We start from the raw sequence: 22,601 nt of genomic DNA on the forward strand, positions 1-22,601 counted from the left end.
TCCACGGGGCTCAGTCCCGCACCGGGAATTCTGTGCCGAGCGCCGAAAGCACACCCACGGATTTGGTGAGCACTTCTTCCCATTCCTCCTGCGGGTCGGAATCGGCGGTGATGGCACCGCCAAGCCCGAGGCTCAATTCCCAGCCATCGGTGGACAGCCGATCGCAGACAAGAGTACGGATGACTACCGAAAAATCCGCCGATCCATCGTGGCCAAGGTAGCCTACGGCGCCCGAGTAAAGCCCGCGGGGCCGTTGCTCTTCCAATTCGTCGAGGATCTCCATGCTCGAGAGCTTCGGCGCTCCGGTCATCGACCCCGGAGGAAAAGCTTCGCGCAGGGCCAGGGCCGCGTCTTGGCGGCTTCGCAACCGGGCATCAATGGTGGAAACCATTTGATGAACCGTCGCATAGGTCTCCACCGCGCACAGGCGCTTGACGGCTACCGTGCCGGGGAGCGCATAGTGCGACAGATCGTTGCGCAGCAGATCCACGATCATGATGTTTTCGGCGCGGTCTTTCGGGTGCGTGGCCAGATCGTGGGCCAGCGCCAGATCTTCGGGCTCGCTTTTACCGCGCGGGCGGGTTCCCTTGATCGGTTCGGCACGAAGTTTGCCGTGGGCGTCCAAGCTCAGGAATCTTTCCGGGGAGATGCTGGCGACCTCGAGATCCGCTATGCGAAGGTAGTGCGCAAAAGGTGCGGGGCTGGATTCGCGCATCCGGCAATAGGCTTCGAAGGGCGAGAAATCTTCGACCCGGGCTTTCAGCACAGTGGTGAGGCAGGCCTCGTAGGTGTTTCCCTCAAAAATCTGTTGTTGAACCGTCCGGACCTTCTGCCGATATCCGTTGGCGGAATCTGCGCATTCGAAGTCCAGGGCCGGCAATGGGGCGCCCTGGCGCGTACCGGCCGCGGCGGCCGCCGCGATGATCTCGCTAAGCGCGGCTACGCGGTCGGCGGCGCAGTGGAGCATCAGGCGATCCAACCGGTGGTCGACGACCAAGAGGGCATCGGGGCAGAAGAACTGCGCGTCGGGCCGAGTGCTGCCATCGGCCAACAGGACGCTGCGATCTTGTGCGCCGAGCTCGCGGCTCAATTCATAGCCCAGATAGCCCACCCATTGCGGCAGCGGATACTCCTGGGCCAGCGCCGAGTGCGGGGGCCACAAACGGTGCAGGGCGGTGAAGAACTCCCCGCCTTGCTGCACGGTGGCCGAGCCGGCATGGACTACGGTTCGATTCGCTACGCTCGAAAGGACTGCGGCGGCGGGATCCAGCGCCAAGGCGAGCACCGAGTACCTATTGCGATCCAACGGATCGGTAAGTTTGTGGCTCGTGGATTCCAGCAGTGCGGCCCTCGGCAGGGCGGAAGCTACGGCCTCAAACAGGGCCGCTACATCTGCCGGCGCCGCGAAGGTCGCCTGCAGCGCTGGGGCCGGCGCCGGGTCATCGTGGGGGAGCAGGCGTTGCAGCGCGGCCGGGAGGAATCGATGCGCCGTGCGTAGCTGTTGGCTCGGGGTTTGCTCCGTTGCCGCATTCAGCACGATGGTGACGTGTTCTTGCGGGGCCTCTGCGTGGAGATAGGCCGTCTCTTGGGCAGCCCACTGCTGCCAGTACGGGCGGTAGGTTTCGCCGTCTCGCGCCAACGCCCGCTCGCGGCGCAGGGTCGCGGGCGCGTCCAGCCAGATGCTCACATCCACGAAGTCGCGCGCAGCGGTTCCAGCGGCGCCAACGCCTTCGATGATGAGCACCGGGCCGGGGGCAAAGGTTCGTGGCGCCCCGTATTGGTTCGTTTCCCAGTCCCAGGCTTGCCAAGCCACTTCGTGGCCTTGAGCCAGTTCGGGAAGGAGCTCAGCGTAGAGCTTCCGGGCGCGTCCAAGCCCATCCCATCCGGGATACAGGTCTTCGAGGTGCAAGATATCTGCGCTTGCGCTGGCCCCCAGGGTGGTGGCTAGGGCGGCCGCGAATTGTGTTTTGCCCGCGCCGGAACGACCGTCGAGGGCAATAATATATGGTCTAGCGGTTTCCACGGGAGGCGATATTACTCCGCACATAATCGACGAGGGCGGGCAGGCTGGCAGCGATCATCTTCCAAGTTTCCCTGAAATCCCCGGCGTCGCCATACCAAGGGTCGTAAACGCCCTGGCTGTCATGGGGCTCGTTGGCAATTGCCGGATCGAAAGACCGGAACATGCGAAGCAGCGGTCGATCGGCTTGGTCGATCTCGGCTAGGTCCGGCACAAGGAATTCGAAGTGATCGGTGTCCATTGCCAATACCAGGTCCATATGCGCCAGTTCTTCGACGGTGACCTGTTGCGCCACATGCTCGGTGGCATCAAGACCGTGCTCGCGCAGGGTGTTTGCCGCCCGTGGGTCGATGGGATGGCCAACTTCCCCGTCGGTGGTCGCCCTGGAAGAGAGCTCGACCTCGGAGACCCCCGCGTCGCCCAACGCATTTTTGAGCATGTACTCGGCCATAGGCGAACGGCAGATGTTTCCCGTGCACACGATCATTATCCGGAACATGTCATTAGTCTAGGCACAAGTGGGGCTAACCTTCGAGAGCTACGCGCCCTATTTATGAGAACAAAAAGGCAACGATTTTGCTACGCGCTTCGGTGCCCTGGTGCTGCGCGGTGACTAATGCAGGAAAAGCAGCAGTGCGGCCACGAAAATGAAGAGCGTGCCAAAGACCAGATTAAGGATCTTCGCTCCGCGCGTGGTGGCGGTGAATCGTTGAAAGGTGCGTGCCGTGGCGGCGAAGAAGAACCACATCACCAAGATATCCACGCAAATGATCGTGCCGATGTAGATGGCATACTGCGCGATCAGCGGCTGGTCCGGACGAATGAACTGCGGTGTGAACGCCAGGAAGAACACGATGGCTTTGGGGTTCAGCAGATTCACCAGGATTCCGCGCCGAACCATGGCCCAGCGGCCCACCGCACCGCCTTGAGTGGTTCCGTCCGAGGCGACATCCGGTTTGGAAAGAATCATGCGGATGCCCAAATACACCAGATAGGCCGCGCCGGCATAGCGCACCGCGGCGAAGATCGCCGGTGATCCGGCAACCAGCAGCCCGACTCCAGCGGCAACGATGATCACGTGCATGAGCAACGCGATCTGCTGGCCGAGGATTCCCCAGATGGATGAGCGGAAGCCAAGCCTCATCGCGTTGGTCATCGTATTGATTGCGCCAGCGCCCGGGGTGAAGCTGATGACGATGCTCGCTCCGAGCAGGGAGATCCAAAGTGCAAGAGTCACTGGATCAGCTTAGTGTGTTTCGGCCCCCGGAGCGGATTTGGCTTCGTGACGTGACACGACTTCAGCTCTGGCGGCGTCGACCCCGGCTACGACTCGGCTCATGAAATCGGTAATGAGCGAGATTTGCTCGGAATCGTAGTCGGCGACGATTTCGAGCATGTTCTTGCCCAGCGGCAGAAACATCTCCTTCCCTGCGCGGCGTGCTTTGTCGGTCATCGCGATGCGCACGACCCGGCGGTCCTTGTCGGTTCGCTGCCGTTCGATATAGCCGATCTTTTCCAGCCGATCGAGCATCGCCGTCGTTGCCGGCGAGCTTAACTGCAGGTCCCGGCTTAGATCCCGCGGGGAGGGAAGGGCGCCGCGCAGCTGATGCTTCATGATGATCGAAAGCGCGTTCATATCCGTGCGGTGCGTGCCGTGGATCGATCCGGTCGACTCAACATATCGATCGGATGCAAGGCCGAATTCTCTTAATAGCGCCACAAGCTGATGGTTTGTAGTCGTAGACATGACTTTGATTGTATAGTTCATTTAATCATTCCATGATGGAACTACTTTCTGCTAGGCTGAGCTTGCCCGACATTCTTGGCAGAACCGTGTCATTGCGAAAAGGAACAAATCGTGCCGCATCTGAGAAAGCCAGAGTTGCCTTCGAAAAAGAAAGCCGTGGGAGTCCGCTTGGGGGTGTATTCCCTGGTGATCTTGCTTTGGTTGGCGATTGCAGGGGTGGGCGGGCCAACTTTCGGCAAGCTCTCCGAAGTCCAGACGAATGACCAGGTTGCCTTCCTGCCGGCAACCGCAGAGGCGACCCGAGCCCTTGAATGGCAGAACAAGTTCCGCACCTCGGATGCGATTCCGGCGGTGGTTCTGGTCACGAGCGAAACCGACCTCCCGGCCAGTGCCGGGGAGGACCTGGCCGCGCAGCTCGCGGACTTCGCCTATCTTGACGGGCAGGTTACCGGCCCCTTCGTTTCGGAAGACGGGCAAGCCGTTGAACTGCTGGTGCCGGTGAGCGCAGAGGTGAAAGCGAATGTTGGAGTCGAAGACCTTCGGGCGAAGCTGGCGCAGATCATCCCCGATGGCACCACGGGTTATGTCACCGGCCCCGCCGGGTTCAGCGCCGACCTCACCGAAGCCTTCGGCGGAATTGACGGGGTGCTTCTGGGCGTAGCCCTCGTGGCCGTGCTCGTCATCCTGCTGCTGGTCTATCGATCGGTGCTGCTGCCATTTGCAGTATTGCTCACCTCGGTGGTGGCGCTTTGCGCGGCGATCCTCACTGTTTACTACATGGCCGATGCGCAGTGGATCAGCCTCGACGGGCAGTCGCAAGGAATCCTGTCGATTCTGGTGATCGGTGCGGCGACGGATTACTCGTTGCTCTTCGTGGCGCGGCACAAGGAAGCTCTGGCGGAAGGCAAGGACAAGCGCCAAGCCGTCGCCAAGGCCTGGCGCAGCTCCTTGGAGCCGATTGTCGCCTCCGGCGGCACCGTGACGGTCGGCCTGCTCTGCCTGCTGTTCTCCGATCTGAACTCGAACAAGGCGCTGGGGCCGATTGGGGCCAGCGGCATCATCTTCTCCATCATTGCCGCTCTGACCTTCCTGCCCGCAGTGCTTGGCCTGCTCGGCCGGGCCGCCTATTGGCCATTCCCGCCGAAAGCCGCACAGCACGGTGAGCATGCCGTGGTGAAAGAAGGGCTGTGGGGGCGCATCGCGAACTTCGTCGCTGCCCATCCGCGTCCCATCTGGATCCTCACGTTGTTGGTTCTTGCCGCGGGTGCGCTGGGGGTAACCCAGCTCAAGGCGCATGGCGTTCCGCAAAGCGAGCTGGTCATTGGCGGTTCGGAATCACGGGACGGGCAGGCCGCCCTCGGTGAGCACTTCCCTGCGGGATCCGGCTCACCAGCCATCGCGGTGGTGAGCGAAGCCGATGCGGCCATCATCCTCGAAGATGTACTGGATGTCACCGGAGTGGACTCCGCTTACTTGCAGGCAGAAGACGGCGGGCCAGCCATGGCCGCACGCGGTGCCGACCCGCAAGTGATCGAGGGACGCAGCCTGATCTCCATCACATTGAGCGACGCCGCGGACTCGGATGAAGCCAAGGAAACCATTGGCGCACTCCGCGCGGCGGTTCATGCGGTGGACGCCGAGGCGCTGATCGGCGGAACCACCGCGACGCAGCTCGACACGGCCGATACCGCTCTGGCGGATTTGGCCAAGATCATTCCGCTGACACTCATAGCGATCCTGATCATTCTGATGCTGTTGCTGCGTTCGGTGCTCGCGCCGGTGCTGTTGATCGTCACCACGGTCATCTCCTACGGAACCGCAATGGGCGTGAGCGCCTTGGTGTTCAACGGCATCTTCAACTTCTCCGGCGCAGACCCGGCGGTGCCCCTGTTCGGTTTCGTATTCCTGGTGGCCCTCGGCGTGGACTACAACATCTTCCTGATGACCCGGGTGCGTGAGGAAACCTTGAAGTATGGAACCCGCGAGGGCATGCGCCGGGGGCTGAAGGTAACCGGCGGGGTGATCACCTCGGCGGGTGTAGTTCTGGCAGCGACTTTTGCGGCCTTGGGTGTCGTGCCGATCATGTTCCTCGCCCAGCTGGGATTCATCGTGGCCTTCGGGGTTCTGCTTGATACCTTCGTCGTTCGAAGCCTGCTGGTGCCGGCGCTAGTGGAGGAAATCGGGCCGAAAGTCTGGTGGCCCTCGAAGCTCGCGAAGAAGGCCGAATAACCCCCGACGTGTCTGAGATCTCTTGATTTGCGGGCATTTGACGGACTCAGGCACTGTCTGGGTCCGTCAATGGCCTGTAGACTGGGGTTGTGCGCACCAGTAAGTGATTTGGTGATTCTCCCGGAAAGCTCGGTGCGCATTCGTCGACAGTTTAGATTTCCCGCTGATGATCTGCGCCGCAATGCGCCTTTCCTCTCCCCAAGTTATCGGCCCGATTATGGCTTTTGCTTGTGGTGGACTTCCTCCTGGCTCGGCGAAACCAAACGTCGAAACCGGCGTGCGAATCAGAGAGAAAGTTTGAGCGTGACTACAACTTTTAGCGCCCTTGGCGTGCCCGAAAACCTATCGAATGTCTTGGCGAAGCTAGGCATCGAATCGGCCTTCCCCATTCAGGAAGCGACCCTTCCCACCACACTTGCAGGCGGCGACGTCCTGGGCCGTGGACAGACCGGTTCCGGCAAGACCCTTGCCTTCTCGATCCCATTGGTAGCGCGCTTGGCGCAGCGACCACAGCGTCGCAAGGCTCGCTTCCCACGAGCATTGATCATGGCTCCAACCCGCGAATTGGCCACCCAGATTGCCAAGGCAGTGGACCCACTGGCGGCAGCCTCCGGACTGCGCACCACCGTGATCTACGGCGGCGTGGCTCAGAGCCGCCAGGAGAAGGCCATGAACGAGGGCGTTGACATTGTCATTGCCTGCCCCGGCCGCCTTGACGATTTGATCAAGCAGAAGGTCGTTGACCTGTCCCAGCTGGAAATTTCGGTTCTGGACGAGGCCGACCACATGGCCGACATGGGCTTCTTGCCGGTAGTGCGCCGCATCATGGACCGCATGCCAACAGGAATCCAGCACATGCTGTTCTCCGCCACCTTGGACAATGGCGTGGACAAGGTCGTCAAGCGCTACCTGAGCAATCCAACCATCCACTCGGTTGATGCCCCGGAAGCCGCGGTGAACACCATGGAACACCACGTCTTCGTGATCCCGGCTGACGACAAAAAGGAACTGATCCGTATTCTGGCTCAGGGCACCGGACGCCGCATCATGTTCATGCGCACCAAGCACCACGCCAAGAAGATGGCAGTTGTCCTTTCAAAGGCTGGAGTCCCGGCAGTTGATTTGCACGGCAACCTGTCGCAGAACGCTCGTGATCGCAACCTCGCAGCCTTCTCCTCGGGTGAGGCGAAGGTACTGGTAGCCACCGACGTGGCCGCCCGTGGCGTACACGTTGATGGTGTGGAGCTCGTTGTGCACGTGGACCCACCGGCAGAACACAAGGCCTACACCCACCGCTCGGGCCGTACCGCACGTGCAGGTTCGGATGGAACCGTAGTGACCATCTGCACCCCTGATCAGCAGGGCGACGTTTCGACTTTGCTGAAGCAGGCCGGGCTGAAGGTACCTTTCGAAAAGGTCAACCTGAACTCGCCAGTTGTGGCTAAGGTCGTCGGCGAAGTTGCCGAACTCGTTCCTTATGTTGCTCCAGCACAGCAGACCCGCAACCCAGCGAAGAAGAAGCCTGCCGGCGAATCCTCGAACGCCCGTGGCGGACGCGGTGGCGCACGCAATGCACGCGGCGGCAAGCCTGCCGGTGAGGCGCAGGGCCGCGGCGGAGACCGTCGCCGTTCAGATCGTTCCGGTGCATCGAACCAGTCGGAGCGTCCAGCACGCGAATCACGCGGCGCTAATGCTGAGCGTCCAAGCCGTTCGGCTCGTGGAGCGAATGGCGAGCGTCCGTCGAACTCCCCACGCTCAGCACGATCCGGAGGCCGCAATGCTGCAGGTGCCGCAGGTGGTCGCTCACGTGGACCACGTCGTGCATCAAGCCCTGCTACCGGCGGACGGTAAGAACTAGTACGAAAAAGAACCTCCAGACAGCCAAAAGCTGTCTGGAGGTTCTTTTTGTAGTGGGGTTGCCGACCTGACCGGACAATGGGAATTGGAGACTTTTGCGCCGCATTGTGCAAACGTTTCCTATGTAAAAAGTTGGAAAAATACTGAAAAGTTTGATGTTTTCCCTGCATCCGAGTGTAAATGTTGGAAACGCTTGCACTTGATGGAATTCGCTCAGTAGTGTGGGCTGAATCACTGGCGAGTCAGCTCTTATGGCTTGCCGCTCGCACCTTCGAACTCAATGGAGCATTTCGTGAACAGCAAAAGCGCTGCTTCCTCCGTGCGCAGTCAGCCTCTGCCACCATACCTTCATAAACGTAGTTGGCGTCGTTGGGTCACCGCCTTGGCCGCAACCCCGATGCTGGCGCTCGCACCCCTGGCTAGTATTCCCGCCGTGGCAGATGAAACTTCTGTGACTCTGGCCGGTTCTTTTCAGTCGTTGTTGGGATGTTCCGCTGACTGGATGGCTGACTGTGAAGCTACCAGCCTGCAATCCACGGACCAGGAAGGGCAATACAGCCTGGAAGTGGAAGTTCCGGCGGGGAACTATGAATACAAAGTAGCGTTGAACAAAAGCTTTGACACGTCTTATGGACTGGATGGGGGAGAAGAGAACATTCCCCTAGCCCTGAGTGCGGATAGTCGATTGCGCTTCACCTTTGATACGGCCACTGGGCTGACACAAGTTGTGCCACTGGACCTTCGCGGAGAATATTCAGATACTGATGCCGAATTGGTCGCTGCGCCGGTCAGGCAAGCCGGTTCTGGTGAGCAATTCTATTTCGTCTTGACAGACCGCTTTGCCAATGGCTCAACGGCTAACGACACCGGCGGTTTGGAAGGTGATCGACTAACCACCGGGTTTGATCCGACGGACAAAGGATTCTATGAAGGCGGTGATATCGCAGGCTTACACTCCAAGCTCGACTACATTCAGGGCCTTGGCACCAGCGCCATCTGGCTCACGCCCAGTTTTAAGAACATGCCGGTTCAGGGTAGTGGTGATGATGCCAGCGCCGGATATCACGGCTATTGGGTCACCGATTTCACTCAGATCGACCCACATCTAGGCACCAATGAAGAACTCTCCGAACTGATTGATGACGCCCACAAGCGTGGCATCAAGGTGTATTTCGACATCCTCGTGAACCATACCGCGGATCTCATCGACAATAAGGAAAAGAAGTATTCCTACGTTGAGCAGTCTTCCCTTCCCTATAAGGATGCTCAGGGTCAAGCCTTTGACCCGGCGGACTACGCAGGCAGTGATACCTTCCCAGAGCTAGACGCTTCCAGTTCCTTCCCTTATACCCCGGTTGTTTCTGACCAAGTCAAGAAGGTCCCCGACTGGCTCAATGATCCAACGCTCTATCACAACCGCGGGGACTCAACCTGGGAAGGTGAGTCGGTCACCTATGGCGATTTTCAGGGGCTTGATGACCTCATGACCGAAAATCCTAAGGTTGTCAACGGTTTCGCAGAGGTCTACAAGAACTGGGTGGACTTCGGAATTGATGGCTTCCGCATCGACACCGCAAAACATGTGAATTTTGAATTCTGGGAACAATGGACCAAACAAGTTCAGGACTATGCACGAGCCCAGGGTAAAGACGACTTCTTCATGTTTGGCGAAGTTTATGATGCCGATGCAAAGAAGCTTTCGCCCTACGTGCGTAAGACGGAAATGAATTCCGTCCTTGATTTCACGTTCCAATCTGCTGCTGCCGGTTTCGCGGGAGGAAATTCAGCCAAAACGCTAAGCACGCTGTTCTCGGCGGATGACTACTACACCACGGCAAACACCTCAGCTGATGCTCTACCAACTTTCCTTGGCAATCACGATATGGGGCGCATTGGGTACTTCCTGAACAACAGCAATCAGAAACTCAAACGTGATGAACTGGCCCATGAACTGATGTTCCTGACCCGTGGCCAGCCGGTGGTTTACTACGGTGACGAACAAGGATTTGCAGGCACCGGTGGAGACAAGGATTCTCGCCAATCACTGTTCGCTTCTCAAGTCTCGGAGTATCAGAACCAAGAATTGATTACCGGAGAAAAGCTCGGAACCCAAGATCGTTATGACAGTGATTCTCCGATGTACCAGCACATCGCGGCCCTCTCTAAACTTCGCGAATCAAACAAAGCGCTGAAGGGCGGGGCACAAGTAGAGCTATACGCCCAAGATTCCAAGGGAGTCTATGCATTCTCGCGTGTGGACCGTGACGAGAAAACCGAATACCTGGTGGCCCTGAACAACTCGGAAGAATCCGCTGATGTTGAGTTGTCGACTCTGACCTCCGACGCAACCTACTCAGCGCTCTATGGCGCCGAAGACAAACTCAGCAGTGCTGCGGACGGGAAACTCAACGTGACGGTGCCAGCGCTATCTGCAGTGGTTTATAAAGCTGACAAGAACGTAGATAGTGCTGCCTTCACACCTGAGATTTCCGCTCCAAAATCTGGGGCCGGGCTCAGCGGCGTAACACCCGTATCCGTGGATTTAGGCGAACAGGCGTGGGCTGAAACAAGCATGTCGTGGCGTGAAGTGGGCACCGAGAAGTGGCACCTACTGGGCGTGGCAGAAGACCACACCCCACGAGTCTTCCACGACGTTTCATCGCTACCACAAGGCACCTTGGTGGAATATCGTGCCGTGAGTACCAATGCCGCAGGAGAACACAGCGCCGCTTCCACCTATGCTTCCGTGGGCAACGACGTTTCCGGGTTTGCGAAGGAAAAACCGGCTGAATCGGATATCTCCATGGTCACCGTGCCGGGAAGCCATAACACCGAAATGGGTTGTGTCACCGACTGGGATCCGGCCTGCGAGGCAGCCAAACTCACTGAACAGCCTGGCGGGGTCTATTCTGGTGAATTCGATGTCCCAGCAGGGGACTATGACTACAAGGTAGCCATCAACGGATCATGGGATCTGAACTATGGCGCTGCTGGTATTGCCGGTGGTGACAACCTTAAATATTCTCACGAAGGTGGGACCGTCAAGTTCTTCTTCGATCCCCGCAACAACATCGCACAAAGCGATCAACAGGGTCCGATGATCACCTTACCGGGAAGTTTTCAAGACGAATTGGGCTGTAAATCCGACTGGGATCCAACCTGTCTCGCTACTTTAATGGCGGACGCTGATGCTGACGGTACCTACGAATTCACTACGGAGAAGATCCCGGCTGGTACCTACGAATTTAAGGTGTCACACAACTTCGGGTGGGACGAAAATTATGGCGTTGACGGTGCCGTCGGAGGTGCTAACTACAGTCTTTCGGTAACCGAAGGAAAGCCAGTGAGCTTCAGCTACGACTCGAAGACTCACCTGTTGCAGATTGGTTCTGACACCCAAACAGTCGCCGGCGTTGGTCAAATGAAAGCGCAGTGGATTTCCGCTGACACCCTAGCGATTCCTCGTGATCTAGGCACTGGTGAAAACTATGCCCTCTACGCTTCAAAGGACGCCAGCTTGAAATTGGAGGGAGAAGAGATCTCCGGTGCGAAGCCAATCGAGCTCAAAGAAATTATTGGTGGGTTGAGTGCCGAACAACGCAAGAAGTTCCCACACCTTGCCGACTACCGTGCCTTGCGTGTTGAGCTAGATCGCGAAGACGTAGCCTCTGCATTGCGTTCACAACTGGCATTGGCACGATTTGATGGCGAAGGGGATACCCAGAAACTCACCGCCTTCACCGGAGTTCAGAGTGCTGGTGTCATTGATGATCTCTATGCCAAGGCGCTTGACGATGTAGAACTCGGCGTGAGCTTCACCGGTAAACGCCCTACCTTTAGGCTCTGGGCACCCACGGCCCAAAAAACAACACTGCTGATTACTGACAAGAAGGAGAAGACTGCACGATACGCTGCTAGCTATTCGAAGGACAGCGGTGTGTGGACGGTAAAGGGTAAACCTCAGATGGCTGAGGCGAAGTACCGGTGGGAAGTTCAGGTCTTTGTCCCTGAAACGGGCAAGATCGAAACGAATATTGTTACCGATCCATATTCGGTTGCGTTGACCACTAATTCCACCCACTCGGTCGCGGTGAGCTTGGAAGACCCTCACCACCAGCCAAAACAGTGGCGTAAGGCCAAAGCCAAAAACGTCGAAAAGGACGTGGACCGCAGCATCTATGAACTGCAGATCCGTGACTTCTCGATTTCAGATGCTTCGGTGCCCGAGAATCAGCGGGGCCGCTACGGAGCGTTTGGAGCAAATGGGGCCGGGAGTAAACAGCTCAAACAGCTTTCCGAGGCTGGCCTGACTACCGTTCACCTGCTGCCAAGTTTTGATATCGCCACCATTGAGGAGGAACAGTCACAACGTGTTGAGACGGACTGTGATCTGAAGTCGCTGCCGGCAGCTTCCAGCAAACAACAAGAGTGCGTTACTGCCCACGGTGATGAAGACGGATTCAACTGGGGGTACGACCCCTTCCATTTCATGGCTCCGGAAGGTTCGTACGCCACGAACCCTGAAGGAGCGAACCGTGTCGAAGAATTCCGCTCGATGGTTGGATCCTTGCACAGCATGGGGCTAGAAGTAGTGCTTGATCAGGTGTTCAATCACACCGCAGCCTCGGGTCAAGCCGATCGCAGTGTGCTGGATAAGATCGTGCCTGGCTACTACCACCGACTTGATGCCACCGGGAAAGTGGAAACCTCGACCTGCTGTCAGAACCTGGCCACGGAACACGCTGCGGCGCAGAAACTGATGGTTGATGCCCTGGTGGTGTGGGCCAAGGACTATAAGGTTGATGGATTCCGTTTTGACCTCATGGGCCACCACTCACGAGAAACCATGGAAGCCGTACGCAGTGCATTAGATGAACTGAAGCCGGGACGTGACGGAGTGGACGGCAAGTCCATTTACCTCTATGGCGAAGGATGGAACTTTGGTGAGGTGGCGGACAATGCTCGCTTCTATCAAGCGACTCAGGGGCAAATGAACGGTACCGGCATCGGGACCTTTAACGACCGACTGCGCGATGCCGTTCATGGTGGCAGTCCTGTTGATTCATCCTCAACATTCCGTCAGGGCTTTGGTACTGGCTTGGGAACGGATCCCAACGGTAATAAGGTCAATGGGAGCACCGAGGAAGCGTTGAAAGATCTCGGCCACGAAACCGACCTAGTGAAGCTCGGCTTGGCTGGCAATCTCGCAGACTTCGAATTCCTCGCTTCGGATGGCAGCGTGCACCGTGGTGATGAATTGGATTACCGCGGAGCGAAAGCAGGCTATGCTTCGCAGCCGGGAGAAGTGATCAACTATGTTGACGCGCACGATAATGAAACGCTCTACGACCTCACTGTGCTCAAGTTGCCACGAGATACTTCCATGGAGGATCGGGTGCGGATGAATACTCTCGCACAAGCAACCGTGATGTATTCACAAGCTGTTCCGTTCTGGCATGCCGGAACCGAGTTATTGCGTTCAAAGTCTTTGGACCGAAATTCCTATAACTCGGGGGACTGGTTCAACCGCATCGACTTCTCCGGAGTGGAAAATACTTTTGGCTCGGGTCTTCCGCCCGAGGCAGATAACGGGGAGAAGTGGGATCTGATGGCTCCACTATTAGAAGACCCTGCGCTCAAGCCGGATGCCAAGGCCATGGCTGATGCTGAAGGGGCAGCCTTGGACTTGCTGCAGACCCGCAAGGAAGTTGGACTCTTGCGATTGGGCTCAGCTGATCTCATTGGGCAAAAGGTGAGCTTCCCGCTGGGCGGGTCTGAGGCTGAACCGGGAATTATCGTGATGCGCATTGACGACACGGTGGGTAAGGATGTCGATCGCAAGCATGACGGTGCCTTAGTCCTCTTCAATGCCTCGCCGAAGGAGAGCACGCAAAAGCTTGAGGAGCTGGTAGGTCACGACTACTCGCTTGCCAAGTCTCTTGCGAAAGGCAGTGATGACCGGGTGAAGTCAACTTCGTTCGACAGTGCCACCGGTGAGCTGACTATTCCGGCGCGCACCGCGGCAGTCCTAGTGGAACCTCAGGGCTCGGCTAAGTAGTAGAACGGAGCATTCCTACTGGACCATCTGTAGGGATTATTCGCAGGACCATTGTTGGTAGATGAACTGATCTAGCCAGTGTGGCAATCGAGTTTTTCATTGCCAAAGCGTCCACGCTGACAGCGAACAACCCGCTCTCGTCATCACGAGAGCGGGTTGTTCCATTGTGTCTGTAAATCAGTTTTGAGGGTCTTTGCGACGCCCAAAAACAAAGTAGGAAATGCTTCCTAGTACGTTGAGGCAACTGACCACGGCCCACAGTGGTTTTGGCCCTCTCGCCAGCTGAACGGGGCGTCGACGAAGATCGCGCAAGGCTGCAAACATCAAAGTCAGCTCGATAATTCCAGCGAGGATGACAGCAACCTGGGTGCGGCGATCCAGCTCCCGGAAGGACCGTTTTTTCGGTAGGTTGAGGCGCCGGGAGGGCAGGGTGGATTGTCCTTGAATGCCTTGGGTGTCCTGTGTCTGAAAATTATTTTTCGGCATGGGAATCATTCTTGCCCTTTGTTCGTTGAAGAAGACAGAACGCAAAGTTGAGTGAGGTTGGCTCAAGTTAATTTGACAGTCGAAAGCGGCTGAGTAAACTTGAGTCCAGAACGCTCAATCAGGATAAAAATCCTCAGCGTTAGTACTTTCAACCAAGGCAAAGGAGAGCCATTATGTCGCGTGCCGTAGGTATCGACCTAGGAACCACCAACTCCGTAGTTTCCGTGCTCGAAGGTGGTGAGCCAACCGTTATCGCAAACGCGGAAGGCAACCGCACTACCCCGTCGATCGTTGCTTTCTCGAAGAGCGGCGAAGTTCTGGTCGGCGATATCGCCAAGCGCCAGGCAGTGAACAACATCGACCGCACCATCGCTTCGGTCAAGCGTCACATGGGTACCGACTGGTCCATCGACGTAGACGAGAAGAAGTACACCGCTCAGGAAATCTCCGCGCGCACCCTGATGAAGCTGAAGAACGACGCCGAGTCGTACTTGGGCGAAAAGGTCACCGACGCGGTCATCACGGTTCCTGCATACTTCAACGATGCCGAGCGCCAGTCCACCAAGGAAGCCGGCGAAATCGCGGGCATGAACGTGCTGCGCATCGTCAACGAGCCAACCGCCGCGGCGCTGGCCTACGGCCTGGAAAAGGGCAAAGAAGACGAACTCATCCTGGTCTTCGACCTCGGTGGCGGTACCTTCGACGTTTCCCTGCTCGAAGTTGGCAAGGACGAAGACGGCTTCTCCACCATCCAGGTCCGCTCCACCGCTGGCGATAACCGCCTCGGCGGCGACGACTGGGATCAGCGCATCGTTGACTGGCTGCTGGCTCAGGCCAAGCAGAAGGGCGCAGACCTGTCCAAGGACAAGATCGCGCTGCAGCGTCTGAAGGAAGCTGCCGAGCAGGCCAAGAAGGAACTCTCCTCGGCCACCAGCACCAACATCTCGTTGCAGTACCTCTCGGTCACCCCAGAGGGTCCGGTGCACCTGGACGAGCACCTTTCGCGTGCCAAGTTCCAGGACCTGACCAAGGATCTGCTCGATCGCACCAAGAAGCCATTCCACGACGTGATCGCCGAAGCCGGCGTGAAGGTTTCGGAGATCGCACACGTGATCCTCGTTGGCGGTTCGACCCGTATGCCAGCCGTTGCCGATCTGGTCAAGGACATGGCCGGCAAGGAAGCCAACAAGGGCGTCAACCCTGATGAGGTTGTCGCCGTGGGCGCAGCCTTGCAGGCAGGCGTGCTGAAGGGCGAGCGCAAGGACGTGCTGCTCATCGACGTCACCCCACTGTCCCTGGGTATTGAAACCAAGGGCGGCGTGATGACCAAGTTGATCGAGCGCAACACCGCGATCCCAACCAAGCGTTCGGAGACCTTCACCACCGCTGAGGACAACCAGCCTTCGGTGTCCATCCAGGTCTTCCAGGGCGAGCGCGAGTTCACCCGCGACAACAAGCCGCTGGGCACCTTCGAACTGACCGGCATCGCCCCGGCGCCGCGCGGCATCCCGCAGGTCGAGGTCACCTTCGACATCGACGCCAACGGCATCGTGCACGTCTCCGCCAAGGACAAGGGCACCGGCACCGAGCAGTCGATGACCATCACCGGCGGCTCCTCGCTGTCGAAGGAAGACATCGAGCGCATGGTGCAGGAAGCTGAAGCCCACGCCGAAGAGGACAAGGCCCGCCGCGAGGCAGCCGAGACCCGTAACGCCGCCGAACAGGCAGCCTACTCGGTTGACAAGCTCATCAAGGACAACGAGGACAAGCTTCCGGAAGAGGTCAAGACCGAGGTTCAGGCCGACGTCGACGCGCTGAAGGAAACCCTGGAGAAGCAGGACAACGACGACGAGGTCAAGGCCGCGTTTGAGAAGCTGCAGGCTTCGCAGACCAAGCTGGGCGAGGCAATCTACGCCAATGCCCCGACCGAAGGCGCCGAAGCTCCCGAGGGTGAGCAGGCTTCGAATGCTGATGAAGACATCGTCGACGCCGAGGTAATCGACGAAGACGACGAGAACGTCAAGAAGTAAGGGAGAGACGGGAATATGTCCGAGGCACAGGACCAGAACGCCAACTCCGGCCAGGAGCCGGAGAACGAGCAGGATGCCGCCAATGAGCAGCAGACTGCAGACGCTTTGGGTCAGGCCGAGGCGATCCTGAACGAGGCGGCCGCCGGCGTCGAAGAGGCGCAGGCTGAGGTCACCGAGAAGGAAAACGAGTTGCGCAACGACCTGCTCCGCCTGCAGGCCGAGTATGTCAACTACCGCAAGCGCGTCGAGCGCGACCGGGTGGCAGTGCGCGACAGCGCCGTCCAGTCGGTGCTCTCCACCTTGCTGCCGGTACTCGATGACATCGATGCCGCTCGTGCTCACGGCGACCTGGCCGATGGACCGTTTGCGGCCATCGCCAACAAGCTGGACACGGTTTTGGCATCGCACGGCCTGGAGCGAATCGACGAGGCTGGGGTCGAATTCGACCCTAACGTCCACGAAGCTTTGCTGCGCCAGCCGGTCCCCGAAATTCCGGCGGACCATGTGGGACAGGTATTGCGAGCCGGTTACCGCAAGGGCACCTACACTCTGCGCGCCGCGCAGGTGCTGGTCGCCACCGGCGAATAGCCGCACATCTAGATAGCGAAACTGCCCACTGCCGAGAATTCGTCAGTGGGCAGTTTCGAATCGCTAGTCGAAAGAAAGGGGGCCCTGATGGCAAGTCAGGACTGGATCGACAAAGACTTCTACGCCATTCTGGGCGTCTCCAAGGACGCCAACGAGGCGGACATCAAGAAGGCGTACCGCAAGCAAGCGCGTAAGTACCACCCGGATACCAACCAGGGCGATGCGGACGCCGAGCGGAAATTCAAGGACATCTCCGAGGCCAACTCGGTGCTTTCCGATAAGGAAGAGCGCGAACAATACGACGCCATCCGCGCCATGGGTGGAGGCGCCCGGTTCAGCGCCGGCGGAGCTGGCGGCGCCCCGGGCGGCCAGGCGGGATTCGACGACGTCTTCTCCAACCTCTTCGGCGGTGGGGGAGGCCCGCGCGGCCGCGGCGGACAGCCCGACTTCTCCGATCTCTTCGGCGGCGGGGCTGGATTCGGCGGCGGATTCGGCCAAAGCGCCCCGCCGCGCAAGGGAGCTGACCGGACGGCCAGCACCACCATCTCCTTCGCTGGTTCCATCAAGGGCACCACCATCGGATTGCGTGAGCAGAGCGGTGAAGTCATTGACGTGCGTGTTCCGGCAGGAATCAAGGATGGCCAGTCGGTGCGTGTGCGTGGACGAGGCCAACCTGGCGGAGCCGGCAACGGCGACCTGCTGGTCAAGGTCAAAGTCACCGAGCACCCGTTCTTCAAACGCGAAGAGAACAACATTCGTGTGCACCTGCCGGTTACCTTTGATGAGGCAGTCCTCGGAGCCAAGATCCACGTGCCGACTCTCGACGGGGAACAAGTAGCCGTGAAGGTGCCCGCCGGTTCGAACTCGGGTCGTACCTTGCGCCTGAAGGGGCGTGGGGTGAAGACCTCGAAGTCCACCGGTGACATGCTGATCGTCTTGGATGTGGTGATTCCACAGAACCTGAACGACAAGGCGAAGGCGGCCATCGAAGACTTCGCTGCCGCCACCGCGGGGGAAGATCCTCGCGTGGGACTTGAAGCCAAGGCCAGGCTCTAGGATTAATCCAGGAGCGATGTAGTGCAACGCGGCGGCGTGCCCCGAAAGGGGCACGCCGCGGTGGACAATGGATGTATCCCCAGCAGCGGAAGTAAGGAGACTGAATTTCATGGCCCACGAGTTCTTGCGACCTGTATTCGTCATTTCAGTCGCCGCGCAACTAGCCGACATGCATCCGCAGACGCTGCGGCAATATGACCGCATCGGATTGGTCTCTCCAAGCCGCCAAGCCGGCAAGCAGCGTCGCTACTCTCAACGTGATGTTTCGCTGCTGCGCCAGGTGCAGCTGCTGAGCAAGGAAGGCGTTTCGCTCGAAGGCATTAAACGCATCATCGAGCTGCAAAACCAGGTAGCCCACCTCCAGGGCCAAGTGGCCGAACTGCGCGATGAGCTGCACGCGGTCCAGCAAGGCCAAACCCGGGTCTTCGCCGCGGGTACGGCCGCCGGAGATGTGGTGTCCATGGCCCGTGGCATGCGCCCGGCACGCCGCGAGCCAAGCGTCACCCTATTTACCACCCGCCGCGCCATCGGCCGCTAGTCCCGCGCTCCGCGTACCTCTCGCACCCTCGACGGCGCCTCTCACCGATTTCAACTGGCCATTTGCCAGCATCCGGATTAGTCTCAGAATAACGTGATCCACCTCACCTTTCGTGAATCGCGCAGTTGCACACCGGAGCACCGTTCCGGACCAGAAAATAGTGCAGCAGGACTGTTTTGAGAACGGAGAGCTTCGTGCAGGAACATCTTTCAGCAACGGCGCACTTTCAGCCGGCACCTTCGGTTTCCGCGACCCCCGGTTTGCCGGTGCGCGCATGAAATCATATGCCCAGGGCGAAACAGGTGCACAGCTTCTCGACGAAACCATCGGCGCAAATTTAGAGCGTACCGTCGCCAAGTACGGTGAACGTGAAGCGCTCGTGGAGGTCGCCAGCGGAAGAAGATGGTCATGGAATGAGCTAGACCAGGCGGTCAACGACCTCGCACGCGGTCTGCTCGCGGCGGGCCTTCAGCAAGGCGACCGGCTGGGCATTTGGGCGCCGAACTGCGCCGAGTGGACGCTCACGCAATATGCCACCGCAAAAATCGGCGTGATCCTGGTGAACGTCAATCCGACATATCGCAGCCACGAATACTCCTACGCGGTCAATCACAGTGGCCTGCGAATGCTGATCACCATGTCCAGCTTCAAGACAAGCAACTATCGAGACATGGTCGAACGCTGCGCGGTGGACACCCCAACCCTTGAGCGGGTGGTTTACCTCGACACCGAGGACTGGACCGAACTAATCCACGGCGGACAGGGCGTGGAAGCGGGGCAGGTCGCGCAACGCCTGGCGCAGACGGCCCCGGATCAAGCGATTAATATTCAATACACCTCGGGGACCACCGGATATCCGAAGGGCGCAACGCTCAGCCATCGAAATATCTTGAACAACGGGTTCTTCGTCACCCAGACCATTCGGCTTGGACCGGAAGATCGGCTCTGCATCCCGGTGCCGTTTTATCACTGCTTTGGCATGGTGATGGGTAATCTCGGATGCACCGCGCACGGTACCACTATGGTGATTCCCGCCCCGAGCTTCGATGTCGAAACCACCTTGCGAGTCATCGCCGAGGAAAAATGCACGGGGATTTATGGGGTGCCCACCATGTTTATCGCCATGCAGAATCATCCCAGCTTCGGCACCCATGACCTGAGCACCTTGCGTACCGGAATCATGGCAGGTTCGGTATGTCCTGTCGAGGTGATGCGCCGCTGCCTCGAGGAGATGAACATGACCGAGATTTCCATCGCCTATGGGATGACCGAAACCAGTCCGGTCTCCTGCCAGACGCGTGCCGATGACGATTTGGCGGCTCGCACGGAAACCATCGGCAGGGTGCATCCGCACCTTGAGGTCAAGATCGTGGACCCGGCAACCGGCGAGACGGTGGAGCGCGGGCAACCCGGCGAGTACTGCACCCGAGGCTACTCGGTAATGCTCGGCTACTGGAACGACGCGGCGAAAACCGAAGAAGCCATCGACTCGGAGAACTGGCTGCATAGCGGAGACCTCGCGGTGATGCGCGAGGACGGCTACTGCACCATCGTCGGGCGAATCAAGGACATGGTGATCCGCGGGGGAGAGAACATCTACCCGCGGGAGATCGAGGAGTTCCTATTCGGGCATCCCGATATAGAAGATGTCTCCGTGGTGGGCGTGCCAAATGAAAAATATGGAGAAGAGATCTGTGCCTGCATCAAGATGAAGGCTGGCAAAACGCCCCTTGGGGTCCAAGACATCAAGAACTTCGCCGAAGGGCAATTGGCGCACTACAAGATCCCGGCCTATGTGATGATCCTCGATGAGTTCCCGATTACGGTCACCGGCAAGATTCGCAAGGTGCAACTGCGCGAAGACGCGGCGAAATCCCTGCTCAGCTAAGGACTGCGGGAGCCTAGATGCGGTCGTGCTTGGCTAAACGCGCCAAGAGCCCCTGCTTCACGCTGGGCCATTCGTGCGGCAAAATCGAGAAAACCACGGTATCTCGCAAGGTGCCGGTGCGAGCGTCATACATGTGATTGCGCAACACCCCATCTTGCTTGGCGCCTAGCCGGGCGATAGCTTCCCGGGACTGCCGGTTATGCCAATGCGTGCAGAAAGCCACGGCGATGCAGTCGAGCTCTTCGAAGGCGCGCTGAAGCAATAGGTACTTCGCGGCGGCATTGATGCCCGTGCCTTGGTGGGCAAGTCCCAGGAAGGTTGAACCGATTTCCACCCGACGATTGACCGCATCGATGTTGAGGTAGGTCGTCGCGCCCACTGCTTTGTTGCTTTGCAGATCGAGAATTGCGAACGGGGCCATCTTGCCTTCGCCCTGCAGGGCCAGCCGCCGCTCAATCTCGGAGTACATGGCTTGCGCCGAAGGGGTCTTAGCGAACCAGGCCTGGTCCAGCCCGTCGCGGGCCACCAGAGCGCTGAGATCTGCCGCATGCTTCGGGTCGAGCTGTTCGAGCCGGACACCGGCGAATTCTAGGGTGGGGGATGCGCTAAGGGCCATGGCTGCAAGTCTATTGCAATCATGGCCCTGCGAAACTAAGACCTACTTGGCGGCTCGGGTGAAGGCCAAGTCGAAGACCAAACGTCCCGCTTTCAAGGCCTTGCCTTCGAAGCTGGTGAGGATGCGACGCTCAAATCGTGGTGCCCAGCCACCTCGGTCATCGACAAATTCCGGTTCAGGGTCGAAGCCCTCCATGCCGTTCCGGCGCACCTTGGTCAGGTTGCTTTCCTCCCCGGCAGCGTTGCCGGGGTACTGGTTTTCGAAAGCCTGGTGAGCTTCCAGCACCTCGCGCATTTGCTCGGCATAGTTCGACCAGTCGGTGGCCAAGCGCAGTGTCCCGCCGGGTTTCAGCACGCGCGCGACCTTGTCCAGGAATGAGGAGGTAATGAGGCGGCGCTTGTGATGACGCGGCTTGTGCCAAGGGTCCGAGAAGAAGATCCAGAGCTCATCGGCGCTATTCTCTTCGAGCATGACCTCGAGTACTTCTGGCGCGTTGGCCTGCACCGCGCGAACGTTTTCCAACTCGAATGATTCAACCTTCAGCATCAGCTGGGCCAATCCCGGAAGGTACACCTCGACGGCCAGGTAATTGCGCTCGGGGTCATCCTTGGCGGCATTGGCGATGCATTCGCCCAAGCCCGTGCCGATTTCTACGATCAGCGGGGCGACGCGTCCGAATGCCTGCTCGGGATCCAAGCGGAAGTCGTCTGCCACCGAAGTATCTGCAATTTTACGCGGCGGCTCGATCACGTAGCGATCGGCGTTGCGGTCCCAAGCAGCTGCGCGGCGTCCTTGCAGCCGATTGCCTCTGCGTACGAAAGAGACCGGTTCGGCACGGAAATAAGATGGGTCTTTGGCCGCCTTGCCGGTGACTGCAGGCTGCTCTTCGCTACGTTCGCTCATGATTATTAATCCTAGCCGAGTACCGGCCGGCACAAACTTGGAATTTATAGGGCGTTGCACACCCGCGAAGCGGGCATCGAGAAATACTAGGGGGCGTTCCGGGTGTTCCCCTATGGCGAATAGCCGCCTCGAACAGGCATCCTAGAAGTATGACAGATCTAGTGCGCGGTTTATTGAACATCATTTGGCTTGTTTTTGGAGGACTTTGGCTGGCGTTGGGCTATGTCCTAGCCGGTATCATCTGCTGCCTGTTGATCGTCACGATTCCTTTCGGCATCGCGTCATTCAGAATTGCCGGTTACGCGCTGTGGCCATTTGGGCGCACGGTCGTTGACCGCGGGCCGGTCGGCGCGTTTTCGACGTTGGGCAACGTCATCTGGTTGATCTTCGCCGGTATCTGGATTGCCATCAGCCATGTGCTCACCGCGATCCCGATGTTCGTATCAATTATCGGCATCCCACTGGGCATCGCCAACCTGAAGATGATCCCGGTATCCTTGATGCCGCTGGGCAAGGAAATCGTTCCTTCCGACTACTTCATCGGCAACGTCCGCCGCTAAAATCCAAGAGCAATATCAAGGCCGA

Annotated in this window: 16 protein-coding genes; 9 read left to right on the plus strand and 7 right to left on the minus strand. The window is 58.7% G+C overall.

Annotated features, from left to right (window positions below; translation table 11 throughout):
* Positions 1-10 precede the first annotated feature (10 nt).
* The 4 genes from pabB to CQ019_RS00390 all read right to left on the minus strand — a co-directional run bounded on the left by pabB (position 11) and on the right by CQ019_RS00390 (position 3,767).
* Complete coding sequence (gene pabB / locus CQ019_RS00375; protein ID WP_258133803.1) at positions 11-2,023, minus strand: aminodeoxychorismate synthase component I; 2,013 nt, start codon at positions 2,021-2,023, stop codon at positions 11-13.
* Positions 2,010-2,519, minus strand: a complete 510-nt coding sequence (locus CQ019_RS00380) for a low molecular weight protein-tyrosine-phosphatase (RefSeq protein ID WP_105553364.1) — start codon at positions 2,517-2,519, stop codon at positions 2,010-2,012. Before CQ019_RS00380 ends, pabB begins: the two co-directional genes overlap by 14 nt.
* Positions 2,520-2,633: 114 nt before the next feature.
* Positions 2,634-3,257, minus strand: coding sequence for a LysE family transporter (locus CQ019_RS00385; RefSeq protein WP_105553273.1), 624 nt, complete (start codon positions 3,255-3,257; stop codon positions 2,634-2,636).
* A gap of 9 nt (positions 3,258-3,266) precedes the next feature.
* Entirely contained in the window at positions 3,267-3,767 is a 501-nt protein-coding gene (locus tag CQ019_RS00390; protein WP_105553363.1) for a MarR family winged helix-turn-helix transcriptional regulator, read from the minus strand.
* A gap of 111 nt (positions 3,768-3,878) precedes the next feature.
* On the opposite strand from CQ019_RS00390, the gene CQ019_RS00395 reads away from it, so the two are divergent.
* The 3 genes from CQ019_RS00395 (at position 3,879) to pulA (ending at position 13,911) form a co-directional block, all read left to right on the plus strand.
* Positions 3,879-5,996 carry an MMPL family transporter gene (locus CQ019_RS00395; protein WP_374954771.1) on the plus strand — a complete coding sequence of 706 codons (2,118 nt, stop codon included), beginning with the start codon at positions 3,879-3,881 and terminating at the stop codon, positions 5,994-5,996.
* A 303-nt stretch (positions 5,997-6,299) separates the two neighbouring features.
* Positions 6,300-7,847: a DEAD/DEAH box helicase gene (locus tag CQ019_RS00400; protein WP_105553272.1), complete on the plus strand. Its 1,548-nt coding sequence runs from the start codon at positions 6,300-6,302 to the stop codon at positions 7,845-7,847.
* Between the two features lie 298 nt (positions 7,848-8,145).
* The gene (pulA, locus tag CQ019_RS00405) at positions 8,146-13,911 is read left to right on the plus strand and encodes a pullulanase-type alpha-1,6-glucosidase (RefSeq protein WP_258133545.1); all 5,766 of its coding nucleotides are present in this window, start codon (positions 8,146-8,148) and stop codon (positions 13,909-13,911) included.
* Between the two features lie 177 nt (positions 13,912-14,088).
* Here the strand turns inward: pulA and CQ019_RS00410 are convergent, their stop codons facing one another.
* Positions 14,089-14,397 carry a PLD nuclease N-terminal domain-containing protein gene (locus CQ019_RS00410; protein WP_105650079.1) on the minus strand — a complete coding sequence of 103 codons (309 nt, stop codon included), beginning with the start codon at positions 14,395-14,397 and terminating at the stop codon, positions 14,089-14,091.
* A gap of 173 nt (positions 14,398-14,570) precedes the next feature.
* Here CQ019_RS00410 and dnaK point away from each other — a divergent pair, with 173 nt between their 5' ends.
* From dnaK to CQ019_RS00435, 5 genes are all read left to right on the plus strand, one after another.
* Positions 14,571-16,427 (plus strand): molecular chaperone DnaK, encoded by a 1,857-nt coding sequence (gene dnaK / locus CQ019_RS00415; RefSeq protein ID WP_096283306.1) that lies wholly within the window; start codon positions 14,571-14,573, stop codon positions 16,425-16,427.
* A 15-nt stretch (positions 16,428-16,442) separates the two neighbouring features.
* The gene (locus CQ019_RS00420; protein WP_096283307.1) at positions 16,443-17,015 is read left to right on the plus strand and encodes a nucleotide exchange factor GrpE; all 573 of its coding nucleotides are present in this window, start codon (positions 16,443-16,445) and stop codon (positions 17,013-17,015) included.
* Between the two features lie 87 nt (positions 17,016-17,102).
* The gene (locus CQ019_RS00425; RefSeq protein WP_105568695.1) at positions 17,103-18,071 is read left to right on the plus strand and encodes a DnaJ C-terminal domain-containing protein; all 969 of its coding nucleotides are present in this window, start codon (positions 17,103-17,105) and stop codon (positions 18,069-18,071) included.
* Positions 18,072-18,180: 109 nt separating this feature from the next.
* Positions 18,181-18,609: a heat shock protein transcriptional repressor HspR gene (locus CQ019_RS00430; RefSeq protein WP_105553267.1), complete on the plus strand. Its 429-nt coding sequence runs from the start codon at positions 18,181-18,183 to the stop codon at positions 18,607-18,609.
* A 274-nt stretch (positions 18,610-18,883) separates the two neighbouring features.
* Positions 18,884-20,497: an AMP-binding protein gene (locus tag CQ019_RS00435; RefSeq protein ID WP_105569229.1), complete on the plus strand. Its 1,614-nt coding sequence runs from the start codon at positions 18,884-18,886 to the stop codon at positions 20,495-20,497.
* 13 nt (positions 20,498-20,510) lie between these two features.
* Here CQ019_RS00435 and CQ019_RS00440 read toward each other — a convergent pair whose 3' ends face one another.
* Together CQ019_RS00440 and trmB are read right to left on the minus strand one after the other, a co-directional pair.
* Complete coding sequence (locus CQ019_RS00440) at positions 20,511-21,113, minus strand: GNAT family N-acetyltransferase (protein ID WP_105553266.1); 603 nt, start codon at positions 21,111-21,113, stop codon at positions 20,511-20,513.
* 42 nt (positions 21,114-21,155) lie between these two features.
* Entirely contained in the window at positions 21,156-22,016 is an 861-nt protein-coding gene (trmB, locus tag CQ019_RS00445; protein ID WP_105553265.1) for a tRNA (guanosine(46)-N7)-methyltransferase TrmB, read from the minus strand.
* 149 nt (positions 22,017-22,165) lie between these two features.
* On the opposite strand from trmB, the gene CQ019_RS00450 reads away from it, so the two are divergent.
* Positions 22,166-22,576 (plus strand): YccF domain-containing protein, encoded by a 411-nt coding sequence (locus CQ019_RS00450; RefSeq protein WP_255248325.1) that lies wholly within the window; start codon positions 22,166-22,168, stop codon positions 22,574-22,576.
* Positions 22,577-22,601: the final 25 nt, after the last annotated feature.

Source organism: Arthrobacter sp. MYb229, assembly GCF_002975405.1.
GTDB lineage: Bacteria > Actinomycetota > Actinomycetes > Actinomycetales > Micrococcaceae > Glutamicibacter.